The following is a 25,653-nucleotide window of genomic DNA, read 5'->3' on the forward strand; positions in this document are numbered from 1 at the left end:
AACGATAAGAGGGGCCACTACGCCCCTCTGTTTCGGTTTTTAATTACGTTCTTTCTACTAAGAATCGCTGCTTGAAATCGACAAATGCCTCGTGCAATGCGTTCTCTTTGATCGGTTTGAGCAGCACATAGTTCGCCCCTGCTGCCATAAATGCATCACTGGTTTCTTTTGCAGTATCTGCAGTACAAGCGTAAATAGGCGTGCCCAGCCGTAAATTCTGGCGTATCTCGTGCGTCGTTTCGATACCACCAAGGTGCGGCAGTTGATTATCCATCAATATCAGATCGTAATTATTGTCAGACAGATATTCCATTGCCTCTAAACCGTCTTTCGACCAATCCACCTGCATTTTGTATTTCTTACAAAATGCTTGAAGGATAAAGGCATTGGTATGATTGTCTTCCACCAGCAAGACTTTTAAGCTTTCATCGAACAAGGCTTCTGGTTTCACACGCTGACTGGCATCCAAAGGACGAAGTACACGCGCTCGGTCTTTCACAGGTAGCGTGACGACAAATGTGGTGCCATGTCCTTTACTACTACGAACTTGAACGTCACCTTCTAGCATGTCGACAAGGTTCTTCACGATGGTCAAACCTAGGCCACTACCGCCGTATTCACGAGTGGTTGTTGCCTCTTCTTGCACGAAAGGTTCGAACATTTGGTCAAGCTTATCCGATTCAATACCAATCCCTGTATCGATGATCTCAACAACCAAGACACTGTTCTCTGCGCCATAAAATTGCTCTAACTCTGCTTTTAGATGAACACTTCCGGATGGCGTGAACTTCACCGCATTACTGACTAAGTTAAACAAAATCTGATTGAGTCGAACTTGATCAGTAAAGATTTCGACATCTTGATCGAGCTTGTTCTCAATGATGAGTTCAACGCTCTTGTTATTACAAATTGGACGATAGATGTTGTCTAGCGTGCGAATGGTGTCATTAAACGAAAACGGGTGCTTTTGAATATTGAACTTACCTTGCTCAATCTTGGAAAAGTCTAAGATATCATTCAAAACTGCCAATAAATGCTCACCACTATGGCAAAGCACATCGATTTGATTCTTCTGTTCTTCGGTTTCCACCGTGTCTTTTAATAACTGTGCGACACCCAAAATACCGTTAATCGGCGTTCGAATTTCATGGCTCATCTTTGCGAGAAAATCAGCACGAGCTTGCGCGGACTTTTCTGCCTCACGCCGTGCAATGTTACTCTGCTTTTCGGCTTCGATGAGGGTCGTGATATCTTGACCCTGAACGATAATACCGCTGATGTCACCATCAACTCGAATTGGCGATAAATTCCAACGGTATATCTTGTTGCCAATAGGTACGTTAACCCCTGTCAATGTCGCTCCTTGAGCAGCCATTTTCAGGTGTGGGGTCAGTTTCTCTTTGAAACCTTGGAAGACCGGATGCATGGTTTCATGATCGTCATCTATCACCAACTCTTTGCGTGCTGCTGGGTTCATCTGAATCAAGATACTTTCTTCCGACCAAACCATGATTGGCGATAACGCAAAATTAAACAGATCTCGGAAAGACTTCTTCTGCGCTTCTAGCTCTTCAAAGGTGCTTTCCAGCGTTGATCCTATATGATCAAACTCTTCAATATTTGAACCGTTAAATCGTTCAAACCCTTTTTCCTCACGCGCGGAACGCGTGTAAGACATCAATGATTCCAGTTGAGCCGAGACTTTACTCTCAATCCATTCCTTGGTCAGCAACGCAATCATAATCATGCCAACAATCGAAGCCAGCATGGCTAAAAGGTGCTGGATTTGCAGCGTCACGACACTGTGATTATCTTGCGCCGTGAGCAAACACAATTCTGTCGTCACCGCATTAACTTCAATCGGAGTTTCTATGACGAGCAGCTTATCGAGTTTCTTTTGTGATCCTTTACGCTGCAATACGTCTGCAACACTGTATGCTTCATCTCCTATGAGAGAGTTTGCTAGCGGGACATTGTTGGCAACCATTACGACATTATCCACGTTACTCTCGCTTTTGAGTTTTTCCATTAGTGCGAAATTGTTATCTAACACAACAACATTAAAGGAGAAACCCAAAACCTCTCCGGTCGGCGGGGCTATTACAGGTACACGGCGAAGCAACATATGTCGAGAACCAATCGAGGTCATCACATTAACGTAATACCAGTTATTACTGAACGTGACGCGATTGGCGAGACTATCAAGGATAAGATCGTTCACGCCATAAAAGTGTGCGTTGCCATCATCCCAAATGATGCCTTTATGGTCAGTCAGAAAACGAAATTCTGGTGTATGAGCAGGATCGCTTTGGTCAATACTGAGGAAGAAGTAATTCAACGCATCTGTATTTCTGTCAACGTAAAAATTACGAATCACTTCACTTTTTGTATTGCTATCGTGATGGATTTGAATCGCCGCGAAATGGCTATCGAAAATGTTGTGTATCAGAGCAGAAGTTTGTTGCTTGGTCCTGTCTACTTCTTGCCAAATGATCTGTTTAGAGAAGTAATAGCTCTGAATAAAAATCCCGAGAATGATCGGGGCGAGAACAAGAATGATGATCTTTGTAATGAGCGTCGCAAGAGAGCGACGCTTTTTGGCGTTTGAACGTATTGTCATCAATTATCTGAGTATCTAAATGCACGCTTCTTAAGCGCTTCGATTCTTTCCGGTGAATCCGCTTTCGTGACAATTTCAAAATCACCGGAATACACGGTAGGTACCGGCTTTCCTTCCAAGTCCCACTTAATGGCTTCTGCCATCGCAATCCCGGTGTCGTCATTCATACGCATGACAGTAATGTCGAGATCGCCTTTTTGGATGGCGTCTAACTCGGCAGAGCCCCCACCCCATCCGTTAATCATAATGTCTTCTCTTCCCAATTCAGAAAGTGCATCAACCGCACCCAACGCCACATCAGTAGAGCAAGCATAAATAAAATCAACATCTGGGTATTTGGCTAAACTCGCTTTCGCAGCATCATAACCAGACTGCTTTGTTGCTTTTGTATAGTAGGCTGATTGTAGCTCAAAGTTATTATCACGGTTAACTTGGTGAATAAAAGTATCACCTCTTACGTCACTAATGTAACCCTCAGAAAAATAAAGCACGCTGTAATAAGTGTGTTTTGGGAAGTACTTTCCGAATTCCGTTGCTAATTCTCGACTGCCTTCTGCATGGTCAAACCCAACATATAAAAACGGCTGATGTTTGTCCCACTCTCGTACTGGCGTAGTGATATTTTGTAAAATCAGCTTGGTATTTGTTGAATCCAATACATGTTCAACAAATTTACGATGTCTGGTGGTATCCAGAGTGAAGATTAAGTAATCAGATTTACTTTTTAATGCTTCCATTAAAGACAAACTCTGTTGCTTTATATCGGCATTCGGACGCGTAAACACTTGGTTAATTTGATAGTTAATATTCAACTTATCTAAACGCTTTTCAAAAGCAGCAATGTTTCGTACCCAGTAATCTGACACTTGTTGACCCGGATATACGACGGATATTTTAAGTGGACGTGTTCTGGTTTTAGAGAATGGCACAGGACGTTCGCGAACGGCTTCTGCTAAGGCATTGGTCAGCTTTCTTTGCTCAGGAAACTCATCAAGAAAATCTTGGTATGCCCAATAGCCATTAAGCACTTGTGTCGCATGTGAAATCGGTGAAAAACCGATCATAGAAATCAGAGAAAGTAGTACCGCTTTTTTCATGTGTTGCTCTTATAGTTTTTTATGGAGCATGTCGCTGCTCTATTTTATTACCTAGCCGAGTCATCCTTTACCCTATTTGCACATATCCATAAAAGCCCGCTTGTATACCCAAGTAACTTCAGATGCTTGGGTCTCTATAAATGTTTCTATTAAGCCTTGCGGGGCATTACCGTATTATGTGTTACTACCGACGGAAATGATACCCACCCCCGTCAAAAATAAACCGCCATTTGAAGGCGGTTTGTCTTTTTGAAAAAGAAGTGTTTGCTTGAGGTATCAAACCTTGGATTAGCAGCACAGTTTTGCATTTTCTGGCTCATTCAACATCGCGTTTGAATGGCGTTATTTTTGCTCTTATTTTTCCGTGCACGTTTGACTTACCGCATTTGAAAAGAAAGCGTTTGATTGTCATCGACGTTGATCTTCGCGACTTCTTCTACCAATTGCTCTTTCTTTGTTTTGGTCAGTTGTTTGATGAAATATTCCGCTTTCATCGCAACACTTTTACTTTCAAAACAAGATGACCACTCCAAAGTCAGTGGCCCCTTCCCTTTCAGTGCTTTCGCACCTTTTCCCGTTTGATGCTGTTTAAAGCGTCGCTGTACATCATTCGTCACACCACAATACAGTGCATCGCGGTTGTTTCGGATCAGATACACACTCCAGCTTTGCTCGGCAATGTCACTCATGAAAGCAGCGACGCGACCTGTTCTTTTAGTGCTTCTAATTCTTCACGAAGTTGCACTACTTCTTGTTCTAGCTGAGCAATGCGCTCGGCACCGGCAGAAGAAGGAGCAGATAACGCTACGGCCAGTTCGCTCATGTCAACTTCACCACAGAATAGGTGCATGTAACGAGACTCACGTTTACCTGCCTCACGAGGAAGTTTTACAACAAGCGGGCCTCTTTCTTCACCAGCTAAAAGCTCAAGTGCGTTTTCAACTTCTTTAACATCATTGAAAGTAGCAAGACGGTTTGTTCGCGTACGGATCTCACCCGGCGTTTGAGCACCACGTAACAGCATGCAACACACGATGCCTTTCTCTTGTACGCTAAGCTGTAAATCGCCGAACTCTGTATTACAGAATCGATGCTGATACTTACTCACTCGACTGTTAAAACTGCTTTCATCACTTACAAGTCGACGCTCAATGAGCGCATCCACTGCATCTAAAACGTCAGCTTCAGATAAAGACATAACCGGCTCGCGGTTACTTTTTTGATTGCACGCATTCGTTAGCGCGTTAAGGCTGAGAGGGTATTGGTCGGGGGTAGTCACTTCTTTTTCGATCAAGCAACCAATTACTCGTGCTTCAATTGCCGTTAGCTCAACTTTCATAATGCATTTCCTTATTATTTTTGCATTTGAATTTGGGTATCAGGCTAAAGCATAGCGTATGGACCTGACACCCTTTGCGATTCGGGGTAGGTCTTAATGCTCTGATAAGATCGACACTTTGGTCATCTTTCCATTCTCATCAACCATCATTATCTTCGAACGGTTGAGTTCGACTTCTGTGATTTCGAGTTGTGTTCTTGCTGTAACGTAAGCCGCTTTAAGTTTATCTGCCAATGAGTCGGTGGTTGATTCCATTTCTTGGCTTTCGACTTGCTCCGCAGTATTACCAGAGTTCATTTCGAGCTTCATCATATTGTCTTTAATAAAGCTGATAATATAGCGTCAAAACTCCTATGACAACGAGTCGGTGCATTTCAGTGAACGATAATCCAAGCTTTTCAGTAACGAGTGTTAACAACACATCAGAATTGGTGGATAAATGTTCAACCCTACGCCACGTTTGATCTAAAGACTGTTATGCCACGAGATGTTGTGCTTTAATCGAGTCAGATATTCACAAATTAGGAAAGGGAACCATGAGTAGCGTATTTGAAATCGTGAACCAAGCTCGTCGTAAAAACAAACTAAAACGTGAGCTGCTTGATAACGAGAAAAAAGTTCGTGATAACCGTAAGCGTGTAGACCTTCTAGAGAACCTACTAGACTACATCAAACCTGAAATGACTCACGACGAAATCGTAGCGATCATCAAAAACATGAAAGCTGATTACGAAGACCGCGTTGACGATCACATCATCAAGAGTGCAGAAATCTCTAAAGCACGTCGTGACATCAGCCGTCGTATCCGCGAACTGACTGAAGAAGACAAGCAAACTAGCGGCAAAAAATAAGTCGAATTAGTTTCAGAATTCAACCCCGAGCAGGGATAACTTGCTCGGGGTTTCTTTTTGTCTCTTTGTTGTACACTGTGTACAATAAAATCAACTTCAGTTCCAAAAACATTCAACGTTCCTATGCCTTTAACTTCTTCTACCGCACAACCGACGCTAGCAAAACAACTGTTTACGATGACATGGCCAATGCTCTTTGGTGTGTTGTCGTTGATGAGCTTTCAGCTAGTCGACAGCGCCTTCATAGGCCAACTAGGTGTGCTGCCTCTCGCTGCACAGGGCTTTACTCTACCACTTCAAATGGTGGTTATCGGTATTCAAGTCGGCCTTGGCATTGCAACAACCGCTGTAATTTCAAAAGCATTAGGCGCAAACGATACCCGCTATGCAAAGCAATTAGGCGGTCTGGTTTTAATGATCGGATCGGTGGGCGTAGCAGTATTCGGCTTGCTCATTTGGTTGTTGCGCTACCCTATTCTCTCACTGTTGAGCGCACCTGATACCGTAATGCCAATTATCGACAGTTACTGGCCTTGGTGGCTGTTGAGTTCTTGGGTAGGTGCGGTGCTGTATTTCTACTACAGTATCTGCCGCGCAAATGGCAACACCATGCTACCTGGCACCATGATGATGGTCACCAGCGGCGTGAACTTAGTGCTCGATCCGTTGTTTATCTTCACGTTTGGTTTGGGGATTAACGGCGCAGCAATTGCCACCGTCATCGCCTTTGGTTTCGGTATATTGGTCGTCGCTCCTCGTGTTCAAAAAAACCATTGGGCAACCTTCCAGTGGCAGGATTTGAATGTGGTTAAGAGCATCACGTCCATCGGTAATATCATGGGCCCAGCGATGATCAGCCAGCTTCTACCACCTCTATCATCTATGTTAGCGACCAAGCTACTTGCAGGCTTTGGTACGGCGGCAGTTGCATCTTGGGCTTTGGGCTCGCGCTATGAATTTTTTGCGATTGTATCGGTATTGGCGTTAACCATGTCAATGCCGCCGATGGTCGGACGCTTATTAGGTGCGAAAAACTACACCGACATTCGCGCATTGGTGTCTATTGCCGTTAAGTTCATCCTTGGTTTCCAGTTGTTGATTGCGCTAGTAACCTTTGCCGCAGCTAACCCACTCGCCTTACTTATGACAAGTGATACTCAAGTAGAACAAGTCTTGCACATGCACTTGATGATTGTCCCAATCAGTTTAGGTTCACTTGGGGTGTGCATGTTGATGGTGTCGATTTGTAACGCACTGGGGAAATCTTATACCGCACTAACCATCTCAGCCCTGCGCCTGTTTTTGTTCTTCCTACCGTGTCTATGGGTAGGGGCTCAGGTGGGAGGCATTCAAGGTCTACTGATTGGCGCTTGTATTGGTAACCTTATGGCTGGAATCGCGGCTTATATTACGTACCAAAAAACCATTAATAAGCTCTCAGCTCAACAAGTCTCAATGTAACGACGCTTTCGAGTAACGCCGAAAAACAAAGCCCTCACTTCAACGGCGAGGGCTTTGTTGTTTTAAAAACGAGAAGTTGAACGAACTAACCTCAACTAAGTAAAGACATCTTATCAGCAGGGAAAACCACGCCAGTTTGCCTTCTTACTTCGGTCAGTACTTTTGCAACGGTCAATGAACGCTGCTTCATTTGATCATCCATCACACCCAGTTTAAGTTGTTTAGCAAAGGCTTGAGCTTCATAGAACATGTGGTTCTCTTCTTGCGGCAGCGTTAGGGCTTCTTTATCTTCACCGCGCGGAATGCGTTCAACACCACGACCTGTCGCAATCATATCGACAATCACACTACCCCGCTCACCTTGAAATTCACTTGGAATGAGTGAATCACTCACCTTAGAGTGTAATTGGTTCACATTAAAGCCATCGTACGCCAGTGTTACGCTGCCACAACCATCTACGCCTGATGATAAGATGTGAGCACTTGCTTGAACACTATTCGGCTCACCAAACAGTTCAATCGCAGAACCAACACAGTAATAACCAATGTCCATGATTGAGCCATTAGAGAACTCTGGGTTGAAGGTATTTGGGTTTTCACCGTTTAGGTATTTCTGGTAACGAGAGGAGTATTGGCAGTAGCTAATCGTTGCATGACGAATAGGGGCAATCGTCGGTAAGCTGTCTTTCAACACTTGGAAGTTTGGTGTGTATGGCGACATGAAGGCCTCGAACAGCACCACGCCATTTGCTTCTGCAGCCTTAAACATGGCTTGTGTCAAAGGATAGTTAGACGCCATGGGCTTTTCACAAATGACATGCTTACCAGCGTTTAGCATTTGAATAGCTTGAGGCGCATGAAAAGAGTTAGGGCTAGCAATGTAGACCGCATCGATATCTGAGTCTTTACTTAAGGATTCTAAACTATCGTAATAAGACGCTGCGCTATAAGGTTCACCAAACGAACGTGCCTTATCAATATCACGTGAATACACCGCTTGTAGGCAAAATTCTTTACTTTGAATGGCCGCTTCAACAAATTGTTGGGAGATCCAGTTAGTTCCAATAACAGCAAGTTTGAACATGTTACTTCCTTTTTTCATTATCGTTCGGTAGCCATAGGGCCCATCAGAGCGATTTAAGCAAGCTTTAGTTCATTAAACAACTCAAATAGTTGGTTCGATTTGTAAGGTTTCGGTAAGTATGCATCCATCCCCGCCGCAAAGCAGTTCTGAATGTCTTCCTCTAGTACGCTCGCGGTCAAAGCGATAATGGTGATCTTATCGCTGCCCACTTCTTTTTCCCAACGACGTATCTCTTTTGTGGCGGTTAAGCCATCCATCACAGGCATCATGCAATCCATCAGAATCGCATCAAATTGCTCTCCTTTTGTAATGGCTTCTAATGCTTCTTGTCCATTACTGGCAATTAAATAATCGTAGCCCGCTTTATCAAGAAAGAAACTGGCAATCTTTTGGTTCATCAAATTGTCTTCTGCAATCAATATCCGGCGATGAGTTCGAGATTGGTTAATGTTATGAATGACAGCTGACGCCGTGACGTCGTAACTTTTATTATTCTGTTCGACTTGAGCAAGCTCATCAATGGCATGTCTGAAGCGATTACCAAGGAAGGGTTGAGTCAACACCGCATGAATGCGCTCTGAGTTGGTATAGGTCGTAGCGAGATGATGCTGACAAACAATGATTCGACTCACATCGACATATTTCTCTAGTTCATCGATGGCCGAGTCCAATGTACTTTTACCATCATGGCAGTAAAAAATGACTTCGGCTTCTCTTGAAGAAAAGGTCAAATCATCAATGCGCTTAACCTCTGAAAGTTGTATTCCTGCTAAACGGCATTCTTTAACGATTTGGTCGGTGTAAGGGTATTGGTCTGTGATGAGTATGCCCGTTCGAATTAATTCTGAACGCCAACCAACAATTGGTAGCACTTCTACCTCGATTGAGAATTCGAAATGGGTTCCTATCCCTTTCGATGATGTCGCGGTTAATTTGCCGCCCATCATGGCAACCAATTGACGACAAATCGCTAAGCCTAATCCAGTACCACCAAACTGACGCGAGATGCCTTCATCTTCTTGGGTAAAAGGTTCGAAGATGGTATTCAGTTTGTCTCGCTCAATGCCTATCCCTGTATCTGTCACTCTAAACGTTAAGAAAACGCTCTTTTGCGTCGTCGATTCTTGGTAATCAACATCGACAGAAATGTGCCCTTCATGAGTAAACTTCACCGCATTCGAGACTAGGTTCATGATGATCTGTTTGATGCGGTGATCGTCGACCATAATGCGTGGAGGAATACGTTCATCCAGGTTAATGTTTAGTTCCAGTTGCTTGGACGTTGCTTTAGATTGAAACAAAATCATTGACTGATAAACGACCTCGCGAATGTCAGTCTCGATTAAGGAAAGCTGTAAGTGACCAGATTCAATTTTCGATAAATCGAGAATGTCGTTTAGAAGAGTCAGCAACGTATGAGACGAAGTATCGATATCGGTTAAGACTTCTTTCTGATGAACTGAAAGGTCACTTTGGGACAGAATCTCCGTCATCCCAATAATGCCATTCAATGGGGTTCGTATTTCATGGGACATGCTGGCAAGGAAAACTGACTTTGCTCTGTTAGCCGAGATAGCTGACTCTTTGGTTTTTAGAATCTCTTCTGTCTGTCGGTTTTGCTCTTCCATCATACGATTGACTTGCTGCGCGAAAATGGTGAACTCATCATTACCATCAACGGCCACTTTCTCCCCTTTAACGTGTTCATGGATGAGCGTGTTGAGAGAGTGAATGATAGAGTCCAGTTTGCTGTGCACTCGATACCAAGTACCAAACCCCAGCCAACACAATAAGACGATGATGACCATGACTCCCGACGTCATCAGCGTGATGCTTTGTTTTTGCGAACTGACTTGTACTAACAATGCACTCTCGACTTGTTGAGTGAACCCTGCCGTCATTACTTGTAAGCGTTGTACGCGGTGGTCAAGGTCTCTAAGGTAAGTTACATAATCCGATTGCGATAACTCACCTGCCATCAAACGCCCACGAGCTTCAATGCTAGAAAGATAGCGCGGCGATGTGTACAGGCCCAGTAGTTTCTCAACTTGCTCATTTGAAGCCCCCAGCTTTATGAACCCTTCCAAACTTTGCTGCTGCCGCTCAATTGATTGGAAAAACATGCCTTGATTGGGCTTACTCTCCGGCTCTAACACCAAGCGATAGGTCAGCCACGCCTCTTTTTGCGTCCAATAAGAAAGCTGTGCGAGGTAAGCAATGAAGTCTTGCATCCAATGCGCTTCGTCACTGTCAAATAGATGGTAATGCTGAACCAATGCCTCAGACATCTCCTGTAAGAGTCGAAATGACCAATCTCCTGCATCCACACTGTCCTTTATGTCGCCGGAGATCACATCTAGCATGGCTTGCTTTAAATCATTGGAATATTCCGCTGTGTGACTGTTTTGCATGAACTTGTCGTAAATCGCGAGGGCTTTGTCTCGTTGAACTTTGACTTCGATCGGAAGAGGTTGCTCTTCTCCATATTGATGACGTTCTTTCTCCATCTCATACACAAAGTGGGATGCTTCAGAAATCAACTTCAAGCCTTGAATATTACTGACGGTTTGGTTGAGTCTGGCTACTCGTTGAGAGTTAATAGAAAATTGGTGAACGGCGAACACAGAAATAACCACCGCAGGTAACAGTGCGAGTAGAGCTAAACGTAATTTTATAGAAAGTTTTATCATCCGTTCGCCCGAGTTAAGAAAAGGCCCTCGAATTAATACTAGACTACTTTCATAGATTGAATATGAACTTATGCGAAGCGTTTTATTGGCGCTTTTGCTTCGCTTATCTGCTCAAATAGGCAAAAACAACACTTAGCGCCCTTTGTTGCACCAAGGTTAACCGAACAAAAAGTGTGACTGCTTGCAAAATTTTGCAGCATCATTTTTAAACAGATTTGGTTAAATCGACATAGACCATTGGTGAACCCTAGACGGTCATTAAAAAGTTGATAAGACGTTTACCATTTTCGTGTTAAAGAATACAAACATCACAAATTCCAAATGGTAACTATCATTGTTGCAACCTTTCTATTTGAGATGATCCTTTATAATCACGAATTAAGTTTCATATTTGTAAAAAGTCAATCCCCATAAAACCCTGCCTTAGTCACATTAATCAACTAATCAAAAGACGATTTGCCACACTTTAAGCTGGATTTATTTTTCCTAGCAGAATAAGACCTCCGCCCGTACAATCCGCACACATAATTATTACAACCCAATTACATAACACCCTCACTTTACGCTCTACCGTTGAGGTAACAGCTGAAAGTAAGGTCAGCCCCCAAAACGTGAAAGGTCCGAAACAACAATGAGTCCAGAGAAATATCTCCAAGACTGGCAAACAAGCCAAACGATTGCTGAATCTATTTCCCCTCTTATTGGTAAGCTATATCGTCAAAAAGGAATTGAAGTAGTTCTTTTTGGTAAGACACTTATCAACGCCACCACCATCGACATTCTCAAAACTCACCGCATTGCAAGACGTTACACTGGAAGTCCTCTATCTCTTGAACAAACCATGCCGATCATTCAAGCGTTGTGCGAAATGAGCATCTCATCTTGCCGTGTTGATGTTGGCCAGCTTGCTGGTATGTACTGGAAAGATCACGAAGACACCTCTGCCCTAAACGACTTCTTGCACACAGCTTTGCACGGTGCCCGTGATGCTGATTCTTCTTTAGCGGCTCGTGATGTGGTTCTTTATGGTTTCGGTCGCATTGGTCGCCTATTGACTCGCCTCTTGATTGAAAAGAGCGGCCCAGGTTACCCGCTTCGTTTGCGTGCGATTGTGGTTCGTGGCGGTAAAAAAGGCGACCTTGAAAAACGTGCGAGCCTATTGCGCCGTGACTCTGTACACGGTCAATTCAATGGCAGCATCGTTATCGATGAAGACCGCAAAGCCCTCATCATCAACGGCAACTACATTCAAATCATATACGCAAACAACCCAAGTGATGTGGACTACTCGGTTTACGGTATTAACGATGCACTTGTTGTTGATAACACCGGTGTTTGGCGTGATGCAGAGGGACTAAGCCAACACCTAGCATGTAGCGGGGCAGAAAAGGTGCTGCTTACTGCGCCAGGTAAAGGTGAAATCAAGAACGTCGTATTTGGTGTGAATGAATCTGTGATTCAAGAAGATGACACCATCATCTCTGCGGCGAGTTGTACAACCAACGCCATTACACCGGTCCTTAAAGCGTTAAATGACAAGTATGGTGTTCTTTCGGGTCATATTGAAACGGTACACTCTTATACCAACGACCAAAACCTCATCGACAACTTCCACTCTGGCGATCGTCGTGGTCGCAGTGCCTCTTTGAACATGGTTCTCACTTCAACAGGTGCTGCGAAAGCCGTCGCAAAAGCACTGCCTGAACTAGCTGGTAAGTTATCTGGAAACTCGATTCGCGTCCCTACTCCAAATGTATCAATGGCTGTTGCAAACCTAAACTTAGGTGAAGATGTAGACCGTGATTCACTGAACGACTACCTGCGTGAAATGGCGTTAAACTCAGAGCTTTCTGCTCAAATAGATTACACAGATTCGACAGAAATCGTATCAAGCGACCTAGTTGGATCTCGTCACGCAGGAGTGGTGGACGGACAAGCGACCATCGCACAAGACAAGCGTTGTGTATTGTACATCTGGTACGACAACGAATTCGGTTACAGCTGCCAAGTTGTGCACTGTATGGAACAAATGATGGGTGTTCGTTACCAAACATTCCCTCGATAAGGTGAAACCTTGCTCCACAACGTTAACCACAATAGGTAACGAGTAGCACCGCAGCATTTGTTTTTAATAATAAGCGCCCCGCGCATTACTAATAGCTCTTCCCCGTTTATACGCCTGATGACCTCAGGCGTTTTTTCGTTTTTAAGACTCTTTGACATTCCTCAGACATTAATTAACCAACTTGAACGCTATATTCATGTTTCGTTCATGTTCAGAGCACTAATATGAACCCATAGATTGAAAGAGAGGTCATGATTATGAATCGAATTATCGTTACTGCACTAGCACTGATTACTGGCTTTTTTACTTTGGTATTTAGCCTAATCATGGCGATTCCTTTGACCATCGCAGCCCTGATCACTGGTAAACGTATTGAAAAGCGCGTGAAGCAAATGCAGCAAGAAATGCATGAAGAATATGAATTCAATACGGGCAAATCCGACGCGATTGAAGGCGAGTTTGAAGAAGTTCGTCGCTAGCGTTTCTGAAGGTTCCACACTCCCCCTATGTTCCTGAGCAACCTTCTTTGCTGACATCCTATCTCGTTAAGAGTTAGGATGTTTTTTTGTCTGCCATATACAAGAAAGGCTACCATCGCGGTAGCCTTTCTGCTTTTTAAACAATGCGTTCAGCTTAATTAAATCGTCACAACCACTCGCACCGCCAATAGCATTAAAACGATGCCGGATAGTCGGTCAATCAATACTGCCTTTGAGCGAATACGGTCCACAACGCGCGAGTTAGACAACACCAAGGTAATAAAGGTATACCACAAACCATCGACAACAAATGGCGTCGCGACGATGATCATTTGGTTGCTTAGATCATTACCTAGTGCAACAAATTGGCTGAACAATGCAATAAAGAACAGTGCGATTTTCGGGCTTAGAATCGAAATAAGAAAACCTTCTCGCGCCGATTGTAAAACCGTCGTCTCTTCACCAGATTCTAGCTTCGCTGCTACACCACCTTTTGAGCGTAAAGCATTGAAACCGAGATACGCCAAGTAAGCAGCACCTGCCAAACTGATTGTCTTAAATAGCAATGGGCTTTGTTGAAGTACCACTGCCAAACCTATCAAGGTAATGAACGCATAAATACCAATACCAAACGCGTGCGCCCATGCGGTAGCCAAACCATTCACGCGGCCACCAGCTAACGAGTGCTTAGCAACAATCGCTAAACTTGGACCTGGCGACATTGCCCCTAATAAACACACGGTAAAAAGTGATAACCAAACTGTTAGTGTCATAAGAATCTCCCCTCTTTGACGCTAATCTATCAACGGAACAGGTATAATTAGAAATCAAAGTTTTTCATACTAACCATGATTTCAAATCATAACTAAATAATGCATTTATTATCGAATGGAATATTCTGAAATCTGCATGACCGAACGAATCTCTTCCCGCACCCATCTATGCGCCGGATCCGTATCGTATTTTGGATGCCACATTAACCAATACTGATGAATAGGCGTTTCGAGAGGCAGTGCTTTATGGGCCAAGTCCCAATGCTTCGCAAGATTGACCGCAATATGCTCAGGAACCACCATCAGATGTTCACTAGAAACTAAGCGATTGATGGCAGCAGAGAAGAAAGGCACTTTGAACGTAATATGACGCATATGACCTAGCTCTCTTAATGCTAAATCGGTGTACGAATCTTTGTCCCCACCACCTGTGACTTTAATGTGGGAGTAAGAAATTAAATCTTCAACACTGATGCTGTCTTGCTTTGCTAACGGGTGAGAAGCTTTCATCAAACAAACTGATGAGTCTTCACCAATCTTCACACTGGATACGCCCTGAGGCTTCTCTGGATACATGGAAGACGCGATATGAATACCAGTTTCATGAAGCTTATCTAGAAAATCTGGCTGCCACAGTCGGTACGCCATATCTAAATGAGGAGCAAAGCCACTCAGATGAGAGGCAATATCAGGGAGGACGTATTGGGCGACATAATCACTCGATGCAAATACTAACTCCGCTTTCCAATCCTCAGGTTCAAAAGGCTTGTCATCGAGAAGGTGATCGAATTCCGCTAACAAGTCATCTAACTTCTCTTTTAGAAGCAATGCTCTTGGTGTTGGGATCAGTTGGTTACCCTGTCGAACCAATAAAGGGTCACCGCACAATTCACGTAACTGCGCTAATTGACGGCTTACCGCCGATTGGGTGATGTACAAACGCTCAGCAGTTCTGCTCACATGGCACTCTTCAAGTAGGACATGTAAAGAGCGCAGTAGATTCAGGTTGATGTTATTCAGCACGCTCAACCCATTGAGCACGCCAATCTGCCGCGGCGTAATCTTCCGGCCAGTATTCCACTTGTTTGCAAATCAGGCCATCACGGACAGTATGAAAAGTAATTACCCTATCCGAACGTACACCATCACTAACGATTACATCGGTAACGACTTGATCAGCATCAGCCACGATGCGTTCGATAGTAAAGGTCCATTTCCCGTCCGCAGGATAAGCTGAATTGAGCTCTGCAAAGTTTTTTCTACCTCGAATCACTTCTTTAGTTAATGGCCAAATCACGGCGCAGTCAGCTGACAAACACTCTGCCGCCGCATAGAAGTCATTGCTTGCCATTACGTTCCAAAAATTGAGGACGATGTCTTTTTCGTTCATTTTACAAACTTACTCCCTGTGGTATTGAAAAACTCCGTTAACACGGTATGTGTCATCACGTTACGAAGCTCTGGATAGCTTTGGATATAATCTCGAATCTCGTTGAGACGCGCGATATTAGGCACTTCGACAAACAGCATCATATCGGTTTCACCACTAATAGCGTGACACCATTTAACACCATCGATTTTATACAGGTCATTAGCGTAATTGTCGCAATGATGGCTAGAAGCGGAGGTATCAAATTTGAGTGCCATGTAAGCACAAATCGTCGACTCTTTAGATATCGCAATATCGGCATGATAGCCAAGGATGACTTGGTCATTTTCAAGCTTTTTGATCCGAGCTGTCACAGCTGAACGTGACAGGCTAACTTGCTCTGAGATTTCAGTAATAGAGAGACGGGCGTTCTGCCGTAATAGGTCTATGATCTGATGATCAAATTTGTCCATAACATCACCAAGCTTTCCTTAATTTTGCCATTCTACTCAATTACAACTTATTGAAAACCGACAATTTGCGGTTTATCGGCAAAACAACCGTCATTTTGACGGTCGACAACATCATTTTGCTGTGCAGAATTTAGATATGCTTGTGGCTCGCATTACCTAGACGTTCAGAGGTCGTTATGGAACAACTCAAAAAAGACATTACGCTGATATCCGGAATCGGTCAGCTCTCAACTACCTTAATGGGCACGGGTCTATTTATGATCCCAGCGATTGCCGCTGGCATTGCAGGTCACTTCTCACTTTGGGCTTGGATTATTTTATTCATTGCCATTTGCCCTATCGCGCTTACCTTCGCTCAGTTAGGCAAACGCTATCCAAGTGCTGGTGGTACAGCATTTTTCGTCCGTAAAGCCTTTAATAGTAAGCTAGAAAGCAGCGTGGCGTGGTTGTTCGTTAGCGTTATTCCTGTTGGTGTGCCTGCTGCTGTCGCACTTGCTGCAGGCTTTTTACAACAACTGTTACCAGAGTCCATTAGTAATCACCTTTTCGCTCAAATTCTCACGGTCGCTCTGTTAATGGTGGTCAACTTGCTCGGCACAAAATCTTCTGGTCGCTTACAAACCATTATCGCACTGAGCATTTTTGCTCTGGTCGGTGCATTTCTGTGGAAAGGCGATGTTGGTTCTGCCGATTTAACCATGCCTGTCATTACGATGGATTCAACTTGGTCGATTGCAGCGGCTTTGGGCGTGATGTTCTGGTGTTTTGTTGGAATAGAAGCTTTTGCTCATATGGGCGAAGAGTTTAAGAACCCACAACGGGACTTCCCGATTGCCATCATCGTTGGTTGTTTTGTTGCAGGAATCACTTACTGGGCATGTTCGGTCGTCATTCTAAAATTTGGTGCTTACGGCAATGCCCAATTCGATAGTGCATCGATCCCTTGGCTGAGCGCCCACCTATTTGGTGAAAACGCTAAATGGATAATCAGCGTGGTTGGCTTTTCTGCATGCTTTGCCAGCGTAAACCTTTATACGCAAAGCCTTTCTCGAATGGTATGGGCGCAAGCAAGAGAACACAAGCCAACCAGCGCTATCGCGAGAGTGTCGGTTCGAGGCGTTCCAGCAAATGCCACTCTCGTTGTTGGTGTTATTTTGCTAGTTTCGTGCGTTATTGGGTCACTATCTGGTTTAGATCTGGAGTTTTTCCTCAAACTCGCGAATGGTATTTTTGTTCTGGTCTATCTATTGGCAATGCTTGCTGCTTACAAATTGCTACAAGGTTGGGGAAAGATCCTCGCGGGAATTTCTCTTGTACTGTGTACAGCAGTATTCATTTGTTTGGGTTGGTCTATGCTCTACGCCGTTACTATTTTTGCCGTGCTCTCTTTACCGTGGAGGCAATGGCGAAAAAAGCACACTAGACGGGTAACTGAATAAGACCCTACTCCTTATTCAAACAACTGAGAGAGTTGCTCAACCAACGCATCAATATCTACTAACGCGACATTGCCATAGCCTAGTACAGCGCCTTGCCAATCTCGCGTTCTAAAACCTGAATGCTCATAAAAACTCATCGGACGCAGCACAATACCTTTTGACTGAGCGCGCTGCGTCCATTCATGTTCATCAATTCCCTGCTGCCACTTTAAAGTAATATGGAGACCAGCAGCCTGACTGATCACCGCAACTCTATCGCCAAAGTGCTTTTCAACCCCCAAACACATTTGTTCATGCTTAATTTTGTACAGTCGGCGCATTTTTCGGATATGACGCAATAACCCACCTTCAGTGATAAAATCTGCCAACGCTTCTTGTGCGTGCGTAGGTGAATCACCACTTAACGCATCTTTAACCACCAAACATTGTTCCACTAAACGTTCAGGAACCACAAGGTAGCCAAGCCGCAATCCGTTAAACATCACTTTACTGAAAGAACCCACATACAACACGCGATCATCTCGACCCATTTGAGCCGCTAGCCCTTGTAGGCTGGTATAGGGGCGATGAGCAAACTGGAATTCGCTGTCATAATCGTCCTCGATGATCCAACGTGATTGCTCAACTGCCCAGTTGATGATCTTTCCTCTTTGCTCGGTATTGAGTGTGGTGCCCATCGGATATTGATTACTTGGGGTGATATACAGCGCATCGGCATCACTTGTGGTCACCGCTTCCACATCAAAACCTAGTTTCTCTCGTACGAACAAAGGCTCAAATTGATACTGCTGAAATTGAATCAACTTACGCATTTGTGCGTAGCCCGGTTGCTCCATCAGAACCTTATCACCTTGCTTGAGAACAACCATCGTCGCAATCGACAACGCCTGCTGCGCCCCAGAGGTAATAATGATGCGCTCTGGGGAGCAATTCACAGAGCGGCTTGATGCAAGGTAGTCAGCTAAAGCACAGCGTAATGCCCAACTGCCCTGGATATCTTGATTGCCGAGCAAACAGGAACGGGAGAGATGGCGAGCAAGTAACTTTTGCCATTGCGCCATCGGAAACGCCTCCAAATCAGGCACCCCCGGAGCAAATGCGCGGTTGATGTCAAAGTTGGTTTTCGGTGAAGAGTCCGTCTTGATTGAACTAGGCTCAGGTAAATACTGCTCCGGCAGTTCTACGGCAACATAAAAGCCTGAACCTTTTTGACTATTCAAATACCCTTCCGCCACTAGCTGCTCGTAGGCAGAAATCACGGTATTCCTGCTGAGATGAAGCTCTTGTGATAGTTTTCGTGTAGAGGGTAGCTTGCCATTCTTCGCCCACAATCCTTGAACAATCTTCTCGCGGATAGCAAAAAACAACGCTTGCTGACGCGTTCCATCACTTTCTTTTAAATGCAGGTCACCGATATCAATCAAAGACAAACTGGATCCATCCATTAGTTAAAACTGGCTCTCTTTAAGCTACCAGTTAAACGCTACATTGCAATCAAAGACTGAGGAGCAAATAAGGAGAGAAAATGTTATCCAATACTAATAGAACGGAAATTAAGAAAGGCGTACATAAAGCCGTCTCTGATGTTAGCAAACTGCACGCCATCATAGATGAAAGCCTGATCGCTCATATTGCAATAACAAACGAGTCTGGCCCTGTAGTCATCCCCATGTTGGCATGGCGTGTCGATGATTACCTGTATATCCATGGTGCCAACAACAGTCGATTGTTACGCTCACTCAAACAAGGAGTGCAAACGTGCCTTACCTTTACTTTGTTTGATGGTTGGGTATTGGCTCGAAGTGCGTTTCACCATAGCGCGCATTATCGTAGTGCCGTGGTCTTTGGGCAATTTGAGATGGTGGAGAATAACCTAGAGAAAGACAGGTTACTGAATCACTTTATCGAACAGATCGCTCCGGGGAGAACGGAAGAAGTTCGTTTGAGTAATGAGAAAGAACTCAAAGCCACCATGCTACTGCGTATTCCACTGACCGAAGCATCGGTAAAAATAAGCAATTTTGGCGTCAACGACGATTCAGAAGACATGGATATTCCCGTTTGGGCTGGCGTATTACCGTACCGAACGGTTGTAGGCCCACTTGAACCGTGTAACGATTTATATGAGGGTATTCAATCGCCCGATTACCGCCAAGCCTACCCTAATCGCTGGTCGGAATAAGCACGGTAAATCGCGCGCCACCTAAGTGACTTTCTCCAACAGAAAGATCCCAGTGGAGCAGCCTCGCGGCGCTGGTTGTTATCGCGAGGCCCAACCCGAATCCTTTGATATCAGCGTTACGGCTTTTATCCAATCGAGAAAACGGCAAAAATATTTCCTCTCTTTTCTCTTCTGGTATACCAGGCCCATCATCTTCAATATCAACTATCCAAAAATGCTCAACCTGTCTCAGCGTCACAGTCACATTACCGTCACCATATCGCTTGGCGTTTTGCAGCAAGTTATCAATAACCAAATTTCCTAGCGTCGGTTGCAAACCAATCATAGGGTCTTCTTTTGCTTCTTCAGCCAACAACAGCACTGCCCCTAAATCATGATAGTGCAGTCGATGTTTTAGCCATTGAGGTAAGTGCACCAACTCATACGTTTCGTTCATCAAATGATTATTCGAATTCAATCGAGATAACATCACAATATCGGAGGTGAGATGGTTGACTACGTCGACATACCGTTCAATATCATCATGCAATTCAGCTTGCTGCGCCCCCTCACAACGTCGTGCTAAATCGGTCGCGAGCTGAATACGGCTTAATGGTGTACGCACTTCATGAGGAATAGCTTGAGTGAAAATCACACTCTGTCGAACCTGTCTTTCAATGTCTTCCGCCATGGTATTAAAACCACAAGCCAATTCGCGTATTGGAGCGGAGAAATCCTTAAGCTCAACGCGCTTACTCAGTTCTCCCGCGCCAAACTGTTGTTGAGTCGCAGTTAAATGACGAATCTGATTTTCCAACTTTCGAACCGGAATATAAACCATCACGCCTAAGCTAAGAATCACGGCGATAATCAATGTTACGACGAAGATGATCTCTGAATCCTCGTCCCAATCTATATCGGGACTGAAAAAATCACCTTTCTCTTTAAAGACTAAGCTTTCTGATGTGTTGGGCAGAGGAAAAACGGCGGCGTACAACGTATCATCAACCAAATAAACGGGAATACCTTGTAAGTGATACAACAATTCGCAATGGTGGCACGGTGCTGAGCCATCCCAATCATGAAGCAAAGTCAGGTCGAAGATAAAGAAATCTTGTTTTCCTTTTTCGGTGAGGTTTTTGTAAAGCGAGTCTTCTGTCCCACGTTGCTCTATGTACTGATCAACAAAGTAAGCACCGTCTTCGAGAAATATCCCCACTTCCGTTTTGCGCATGAACTCTTCACCCATAAAAATGAACAAAGTGATCGTCAGAGCTAACCCAGAAATGATACCTACGTATAAACGAGTAAACGTCGAGAACATCGTTATTTACCCGTCAGCATGTAACCTCGGTTACGGACAGTTTTAATGGTAGCAGTATGAATATGGGCTTTGGAAAACTTCTTTCTTAAGGAAGAGATTCGCATATCAATCGAACGATCAGTAATGCAATACTCGATGCCTCTTGCTAATCGACAACAAGATTCCCGCGAGACAGGTTTATCAACGTTAAGCATTAACAGTTCGAGTATTTCAAACTCAGAGTCAGTTAAGTCTATATCTTGTTCCAAATAAAAAGCTTTAGAACGGCGAGTACACAAGTCAATTCCGTAACGGCTTAATTCCACGGTTTCAACCATGTCCACTTGACGACGATACCGACGCAGAGCAGCTTCAATGCGAGCGAGAAGGATATTGCCTTTAATCGGCTTGGTTAAGTAATCGTCAGCACCGAATTTGAGCAGGCTAACTTCACTCATTTCATCATCAGTTGCCGTCAACACAATAATAACGCCCTGATAAAAATCGCGCGCTTCTTGGCAAATCATCGCGCCGTCTTTACCGGGAAGCATAAGATCGAGTAAGACTAAATCAGGTTTAAACGCTTTGATGCTGTCTAACGCATTCAAGCCATCATCAACAATAGTGACAAGATAGCCTTCTGCTTCTAGATACATCTTGGTTAGTCGAGCGATCTCAGAGTCATCCTCTACGAGCAAGATTTTATTGCTAACCATGATTTATTCACTCCATCTATAAAACAGAAGAAGTATATCGTCCGATTTGTAGGGTGCAACCCACTCTATTGACACTTTTTCCTACAAGAAATGCCTTACAAACACTTACAAACCATACATTTATAAAAACACGCACAGCTAATAAAACCAGAAATGGAATTACCAACCACACAATTATGATTAAAAAGATTTTTAAGCTAAAACTTAATGCAAATTTAACACATAAATCCATTATTATTTTAGATTAGTCGAATTAAAAACCTTACAAGAATTCATTCCCAACAGTTATGACTTCATTTGCCCATATAGACAGAAATTCCTGTTACTCATAGATTCTCGGGCGAACCTTCAGTCAGTGAGTAATACAAAAAATGAAATTCGCTCAATTATCCCCTTTGGCAATATTGTGCGCGGTAAGCCTTACGGCTTGCGGTGGTAGTGACTCCAGCTCGAAAACATCGACAACGACTACGCCACCAGCCCCAGTATTGAGCACCGTTATCATCCCTAATGTCGTTTCTACAGCGTTTCCTACTGAGTTGAAGGTAGCTGCTGATGCTGGCTTCACCCACTATGTAAAAATCTCGCTTTCTGAAGCCAACAATGATGATGCATTTCATATTGTTGCGGTTGACAATGGTGTGAACAATGAAAAAATCTTTCGTGCCGCAAAAATTATCCAGCACCTACTCACAACCCAACCGAATTCTAAATACGGTACCGACAAATCTCGCATCGCTAAGACACTAGCAGCACGTGACGCGACATTGATGTTGACTAAAAACGACGATCAAAATGATGAGATGCTGACAAAAATTTTCGTCAGTGAGCTTATTCGTCAAGGCAAGTTGAACCACGCAATTGCTGATTCAGGTCTAACGCACACTTTTGATACCAGTTCTTTAGAAAAGTTTGTGGAAGACATGATGGCACTTAGCGAAGAGGACTTAGATTCACTTGTCGATTCGATTGCAACAACCTTAATGAACAGCGCAGACACACCAAACTGGTTGATGAACAGTCAATCTTTAATGTATCGCGAATTGACCGTTGAAGGCGATTGCCATTACATGAGCAACTTTGCCGATTACTGCGCTAATCTGGGTGAGCATGCTGACCGAGACGCTGCTTTTGAAGAGATTCTACATTTGGTTCAAGCGCAAGGCATTGCGCCTAACGCGTCGACTTCGTCACTGCAAAACGGCATTCAAGCACATGCACTGAGTATCTATTCCGATATGCAAGCTGGCAAGCCCACCGTGTGGCGTCCTACACAAAGAGACTGGGAAGATTGGGAGTCGGACGACTTCGACCCGGAGCGTGTTAAGCAAACCGGCCCTTCTTACTCTCATGAATATTTTGCTGCTGCTTTTGAAGCTTACATGGGTGTAGCAAAAGCAAACGGGCAAGGCCTAGACGGCTACCAAGCTTTAACGCGTGAGGAAATGCAAAGCCAAGACCCGCAAGCGGTTGATTGGATTAGCGGCTTATTCCACGGATATTTGCAATACACCGCGAACATCGACTCTGCTGGCGTCAAACTCTACACGGAGAAGACGAATCCAGGCACAGTGCCTACCTTCCGTATGGCACCAAACAAAGACGGTTTGGTAGAAGCATACACCTACAAATCTCAGTGGCTCACAAAGGTAAAGATCGTTGGCGACCAAGCAATCAATGTCATCGGTAACGATCAAGACAACACCTTCGAAGGCAACAACAAAGATAACAGTATTTACGGTGAAGGAGGCATCAACACCTACATCGTGCCACACAAACTGGCGGAATGTATCGTTATCAAAGCGAAGAATGTAACTGTTGAGTGTCCTAGCACAGGCACTGACGAGCTATACGACATTCAGAACATCCAATTCACCGACCAAACTTTAGACGTAACGAAGCTATAAACGATGAAAAACATGAAGAAACTTACTCTACTTTCTCCCCTAATCCTTGTTGGCTGTGGTGGCCTTGCCGTCATGGATCGTACTGATGCAGTAAAAGCGCAACCAGAAATGTTGGTAAAAACCGACGGCGATTTTTGGGGATTCGGAGCCGATGGTCGATTTGATTTTGCCGGTAAGTACAAAGGTAAATACTCGCGCAGTGCTTCGAACTCAAGCTGGTTCAATCGCATCTCGTTCAAAGAAGGCGCAATGGGTGCAGAAGTGACTCGCGTAGACAGCGGCGAAACCTGGTTACTGAGCTGCACAGGTGGTGGTATGTCAGTGAACTACATGGGTGTTGATTTTGGTGGAAACGACCCTTACACATGCCAAATCACCCAAGACGGTGTCAAAGTCGGTGAGTTTGCAATGAAGCCAAAATCGGCACTGATCGATATCAGTCTAGAAAAGAAAGAGACTGGCAGCGTTCGCGTTGGCAACACGCATTTCAACGTAGAAACCGTGCACACAAGCCCTGATTCAATGATGGCGGTAGATATTCCATTGGGTTACAGCTTCAAGCAAGGCACACAAGAAATTGCTGCGGTACAAACCAACGGTACAATCGCAGTGCAAATGCTTCCCGAGCTTAGCGATCAACAAAAAGACGTGGTGGCTATTGGTGCCGTTGCGAGCGCACTGAGCTGGCGTCCAGAAGAATAAGCGCTTAACAACATAGAAGAACCAAAGTCCTCAACCTAGAGGGCTTTTTGTTAATACATGACTTGTCACGCTATTTTTCTAGGCGCGCCGCGTACTGCTTTGGCGTCAGCCCACGATGTTTTTTGAACATGCGATTGAAACTCGCCACATTGGTATAACCAAGGCGTACAGAAATATCATCAATACTCACGCGTTTGCTCAATAACCCTGCCGCAACATTGCTCAATACATAGCCTGAGACCGTCGAGTAGTTGAGCCCTAATTTGTGCAAACGGCGTTGAAACTGCTGATCAGATAAACCAAGCAGAGAAGATACTCGCTCTAACGTTGGTAACCCGTAATGACTGCTGTAGTGCACCACTTCATATATCACTTTCAGTTCATCTTCTGGATCGGGCATATTGAGCAAATCATCCAAGTCGGAAAAGCTCATCGCTAAACGGTTGTCTTCACGATGAGTTACCTGCCGAGAAGCAAGACGGTCATCACCGTTAATCCATATTTCTGTCTTAGGTTGGCTCCAATCGATATCGCACCCGAAATACTCTCGATACAAATCATGATTCTTCCTTGAACCAGAAACCAATACGCGAAGCGGTTTATAATCTTTACCTAGAAATTCTCGAAGAATTTTAATCATAAAAATGGCGCTACGAATACTATCGTGAACCTTTATATTGGTATCAATAAAGGGATTGTCGTACGTCCACTTAATGATCTTGCCCGATTGTGCTCCAGCAAAGAACGCCCCAGACTGAAGGTTACTCACGCCATAGTTCACACGTCGAATTGTGCTGGCTAGATCATTACCAGAAAACAACCAACGCCCAACAGGTCCAAGTTTTTGCAAATCGATATCTCGGCTGACATTCAATATTACGTCTGGATCACCACTCATCCTTTCAATCCGTTGATACCATTCACTGACCGCTTTCAACGGAATCAAGGTCATAGGGTTATGGAAGACTGAAGACGGAATCCCAAGCTCATCAGACGTCAAATTGTATTTAGATAACGCAAGGTTATGCATGTTTAAAATGCCCATCGCGCGAATGAATCGAACTGTTTTCATAACCAATCACATCAAAATTCATCTTGTAGTGATTGAATGTGTCACAAAGACT

The 25,653-nt window shown here is 44.2% G+C and carries 23 protein-coding genes; 8 read left to right on the forward strand and 15 right to left on the reverse strand.

The window, feature by feature from the left end; genetic code table 11:
* Positions 1–43 precede the first annotated feature (43 nt).
* From luxQ to VJL_RS10110, 5 genes are all read right to left on the reverse strand, one after another.
* On the reverse strand, positions 44–2,620 hold the full coding sequence (luxQ, locus tag VJL_RS10090) for a quorum-sensing autoinducer 2 sensor kinase/phosphatase LuxQ (protein ID WP_038877624.1): 2,577 nt from the start codon (positions 2,618–2,620) through the stop codon (positions 44–46).
* Positions 2,620–3,717 carry an autoinducer 2-binding periplasmic protein LuxP gene (locus VJL_RS10095; protein WP_038867368.1) on the reverse strand — a complete coding sequence of 366 codons (1,098 nt, stop codon included), beginning with the start codon at positions 3,715–3,717 and terminating at the stop codon, positions 2,620–2,622. The genes luxQ and VJL_RS10095 overlap by 1 nt, the downstream gene beginning before the upstream one ends.
* Positions 3,718–4,094: 377 nt before the next feature.
* Complete coding sequence (locus VJL_RS10100; RefSeq protein WP_038877626.1) at positions 4,095–4,406, reverse strand: GIY-YIG nuclease family protein; 312 nt, start codon at positions 4,404–4,406, stop codon at positions 4,095–4,097.
* Positions 4,403–5,056, reverse strand: coding sequence for a YceH family protein (locus VJL_RS10105; RefSeq protein ID WP_038877628.1), 654 nt, complete (start codon positions 5,054–5,056; stop codon positions 4,403–4,405). Before VJL_RS10105 ends, VJL_RS10100 begins: the two co-directional genes overlap by 4 nt.
* Positions 5,057–5,149: 93 nt before the next feature.
* On the reverse strand, positions 5,150–5,365 hold the full coding sequence (locus tag VJL_RS10110) for a hypothetical protein (RefSeq protein WP_042604483.1): 216 nt from the start codon (positions 5,363–5,365) through the stop codon (positions 5,150–5,152).
* 227 nt (positions 5,366–5,592) lie between these two features.
* Here VJL_RS10110 and VJL_RS10115 point away from each other — a divergent pair, with 227 nt between their 5' ends.
* Entirely contained in the window at positions 5,593–5,907 is a 315-nt protein-coding gene (locus tag VJL_RS10115) for a DUF496 family protein (RefSeq protein WP_005373603.1), read from the forward strand.
* 123 nt (positions 5,908–6,030) lie between these two features.
* Complete coding sequence (locus VJL_RS10120; RefSeq protein ID WP_038877631.1) at positions 6,031–7,368, forward strand: MATE family efflux transporter; 1,338 nt, start codon at positions 6,031–6,033, stop codon at positions 7,366–7,368.
* A gap of 91 nt (positions 7,369–7,459) precedes the next feature.
* Here VJL_RS10120 and VJL_RS10125 read toward each other — a convergent pair whose 3' ends face one another.
* Both VJL_RS10125 and VJL_RS10130 read right to left on the reverse strand, forming a co-directional pair.
* Positions 7,460–8,452 carry a Gfo/Idh/MocA family protein gene (locus VJL_RS10125; protein WP_038877633.1) on the reverse strand — a complete coding sequence of 331 codons (993 nt, stop codon included), beginning with the start codon at positions 8,450–8,452 and terminating at the stop codon, positions 7,460–7,462.
* 53 nt (positions 8,453–8,505) lie between these two features.
* Positions 8,506–11,142, reverse strand: a complete 2,637-nt coding sequence (locus VJL_RS10130; protein ID WP_038877636.1) for a hybrid sensor histidine kinase/response regulator — start codon at positions 11,140–11,142, stop codon at positions 8,506–8,508.
* A gap of 631 nt (positions 11,143–11,773) precedes the next feature.
* Between VJL_RS10130 and VJL_RS10135 the strand changes: the two genes are divergently transcribed.
* A complete protein-coding gene (locus tag VJL_RS10135; protein WP_038877638.1) occupies positions 11,774–13,207 on the forward strand; it encodes a glyceraldehyde-3-phosphate dehydrogenase in 1,434 nt (477 codons plus the stop codon).
* A gap of 257 nt (positions 13,208–13,464) precedes the next feature.
* Positions 13,465–13,686, forward strand: a complete 222-nt coding sequence (locus VJL_RS10140) for a hypothetical protein (RefSeq protein ID WP_005442428.1) — start codon at positions 13,465–13,467, stop codon at positions 13,684–13,686.
* Positions 13,687–13,844: 158 nt separating this feature from the next.
* Here the strand turns inward: VJL_RS10140 and VJL_RS10145 are convergent, their stop codons facing one another.
* The 4 genes from VJL_RS10145 to VJL_RS10160 all read right to left on the reverse strand — a co-directional run bounded on the left by VJL_RS10145 (position 13,845) and on the right by VJL_RS10160 (position 16,301).
* Positions 13,845–14,459, reverse strand: a complete 615-nt coding sequence (locus tag VJL_RS10145) for a LysE family translocator (protein WP_005433441.1) — start codon at positions 14,457–14,459, stop codon at positions 13,845–13,847.
* Positions 14,460–14,567: 108 nt separating this feature from the next.
* Complete coding sequence (locus VJL_RS10150; RefSeq protein WP_038877640.1) at positions 14,568–15,482, reverse strand: LysR family transcriptional regulator; 915 nt, start codon at positions 15,480–15,482, stop codon at positions 14,568–14,570.
* Complete coding sequence (locus VJL_RS10155) at positions 15,472–15,849, reverse strand: nuclear transport factor 2 family protein (protein WP_038877641.1); 378 nt, start codon at positions 15,847–15,849, stop codon at positions 15,472–15,474. Before VJL_RS10155 ends, VJL_RS10150 begins: the two co-directional genes overlap by 11 nt.
* Positions 15,846–16,301 carry an Lrp/AsnC family transcriptional regulator gene (locus tag VJL_RS10160; RefSeq protein WP_038877644.1) on the reverse strand — a complete coding sequence of 152 codons (456 nt, stop codon included), beginning with the start codon at positions 16,299–16,301 and terminating at the stop codon, positions 15,846–15,848. The genes VJL_RS10155 and VJL_RS10160 overlap by 4 nt, the downstream gene beginning before the upstream one ends.
* Positions 16,302–16,477: 176 nt before the next feature.
* Between VJL_RS10160 and yjeH the strand changes: the two genes are divergently transcribed.
* Positions 16,478–17,740 carry an L-methionine/branched-chain amino acid transporter gene (yjeH, locus tag VJL_RS10165; RefSeq protein WP_038877647.1) on the forward strand — a complete coding sequence of 421 codons (1,263 nt, stop codon included), beginning with the start codon at positions 16,478–16,480 and terminating at the stop codon, positions 17,738–17,740.
* Positions 17,741–17,751: 11 nt separating this feature from the next.
* Here the strand turns inward: yjeH and pdxR are convergent, their stop codons facing one another.
* Positions 17,752–19,185, reverse strand: a complete 1,434-nt coding sequence (gene pdxR / locus VJL_RS10170) for a MocR-like pyridoxine biosynthesis transcription factor PdxR (protein WP_038877649.1) — start codon at positions 19,183–19,185, stop codon at positions 17,752–17,754.
* Positions 19,186–19,265: 80 nt separating this feature from the next.
* On the opposite strand from pdxR, the gene VJL_RS10175 reads away from it, so the two are divergent.
* Complete coding sequence (locus VJL_RS10175) at positions 19,266–19,922, forward strand: pyridoxamine 5'-phosphate oxidase family protein (protein ID WP_038877652.1); 657 nt, start codon at positions 19,266–19,268, stop codon at positions 19,920–19,922.
* Here the strand turns inward: VJL_RS10175 and VJL_RS10180 are convergent.
* Together VJL_RS10180 and VJL_RS10185 are read right to left on the reverse strand one after the other, a co-directional pair.
* Positions 19,903–21,225, reverse strand: a complete 1,323-nt coding sequence (locus tag VJL_RS10180; RefSeq protein ID WP_038877655.1) for an ATP-binding protein — start codon at positions 21,223–21,225, stop codon at positions 19,903–19,905. The genes VJL_RS10175 and VJL_RS10180 overlap by 20 nt on opposite strands.
* Before the next feature lie 2 nt (positions 21,226–21,227).
* A complete protein-coding gene (locus VJL_RS10185) occupies positions 21,228–21,920 on the reverse strand; it encodes a response regulator transcription factor (RefSeq protein WP_038867340.1) in 693 nt (230 codons plus the stop codon).
* Between the two features lie 371 nt (positions 21,921–22,291).
* Here VJL_RS10185 and VJL_RS10190 point away from each other — a divergent pair, with 371 nt between their 5' ends.
* Together VJL_RS10190 and VJL_RS10195 are read left to right on the forward strand one after the other, a co-directional pair.
* Positions 22,292–23,827: a hypothetical protein gene (locus VJL_RS10190; protein ID WP_038877657.1), complete on the forward strand. Its 1,536-nt coding sequence runs from the start codon at positions 22,292–22,294 to the stop codon at positions 23,825–23,827.
* Between the two features lie 12 nt (positions 23,828–23,839).
* The gene (locus VJL_RS10195; protein WP_038877810.1) at positions 23,840–24,529 is read left to right on the forward strand and encodes a VV20781 family protein; all 690 of its coding nucleotides are present in this window, start codon (positions 23,840–23,842) and stop codon (positions 24,527–24,529) included.
* Between the two features lie 70 nt (positions 24,530–24,599).
* Here the strand turns inward: VJL_RS10195 and VJL_RS10200 are convergent, their stop codons facing one another.
* Positions 24,600–25,601 carry an AraC family transcriptional regulator gene (locus tag VJL_RS10200; protein ID WP_038877660.1) on the reverse strand — a complete coding sequence of 334 codons (1,002 nt, stop codon included), beginning with the start codon at positions 25,599–25,601 and terminating at the stop codon, positions 24,600–24,602.
* Between the last annotated feature and the right edge of the window lie 52 nt (positions 25,602–25,653).

The organism is Vibrio jasicida CAIM 1864 = LMG 25398 (genome assembly GCF_000400365.1).
Classification (GTDB): domain Bacteria; phylum Pseudomonadota; class Gammaproteobacteria; order Enterobacterales; family Vibrionaceae; genus Vibrio; species Vibrio jasicida.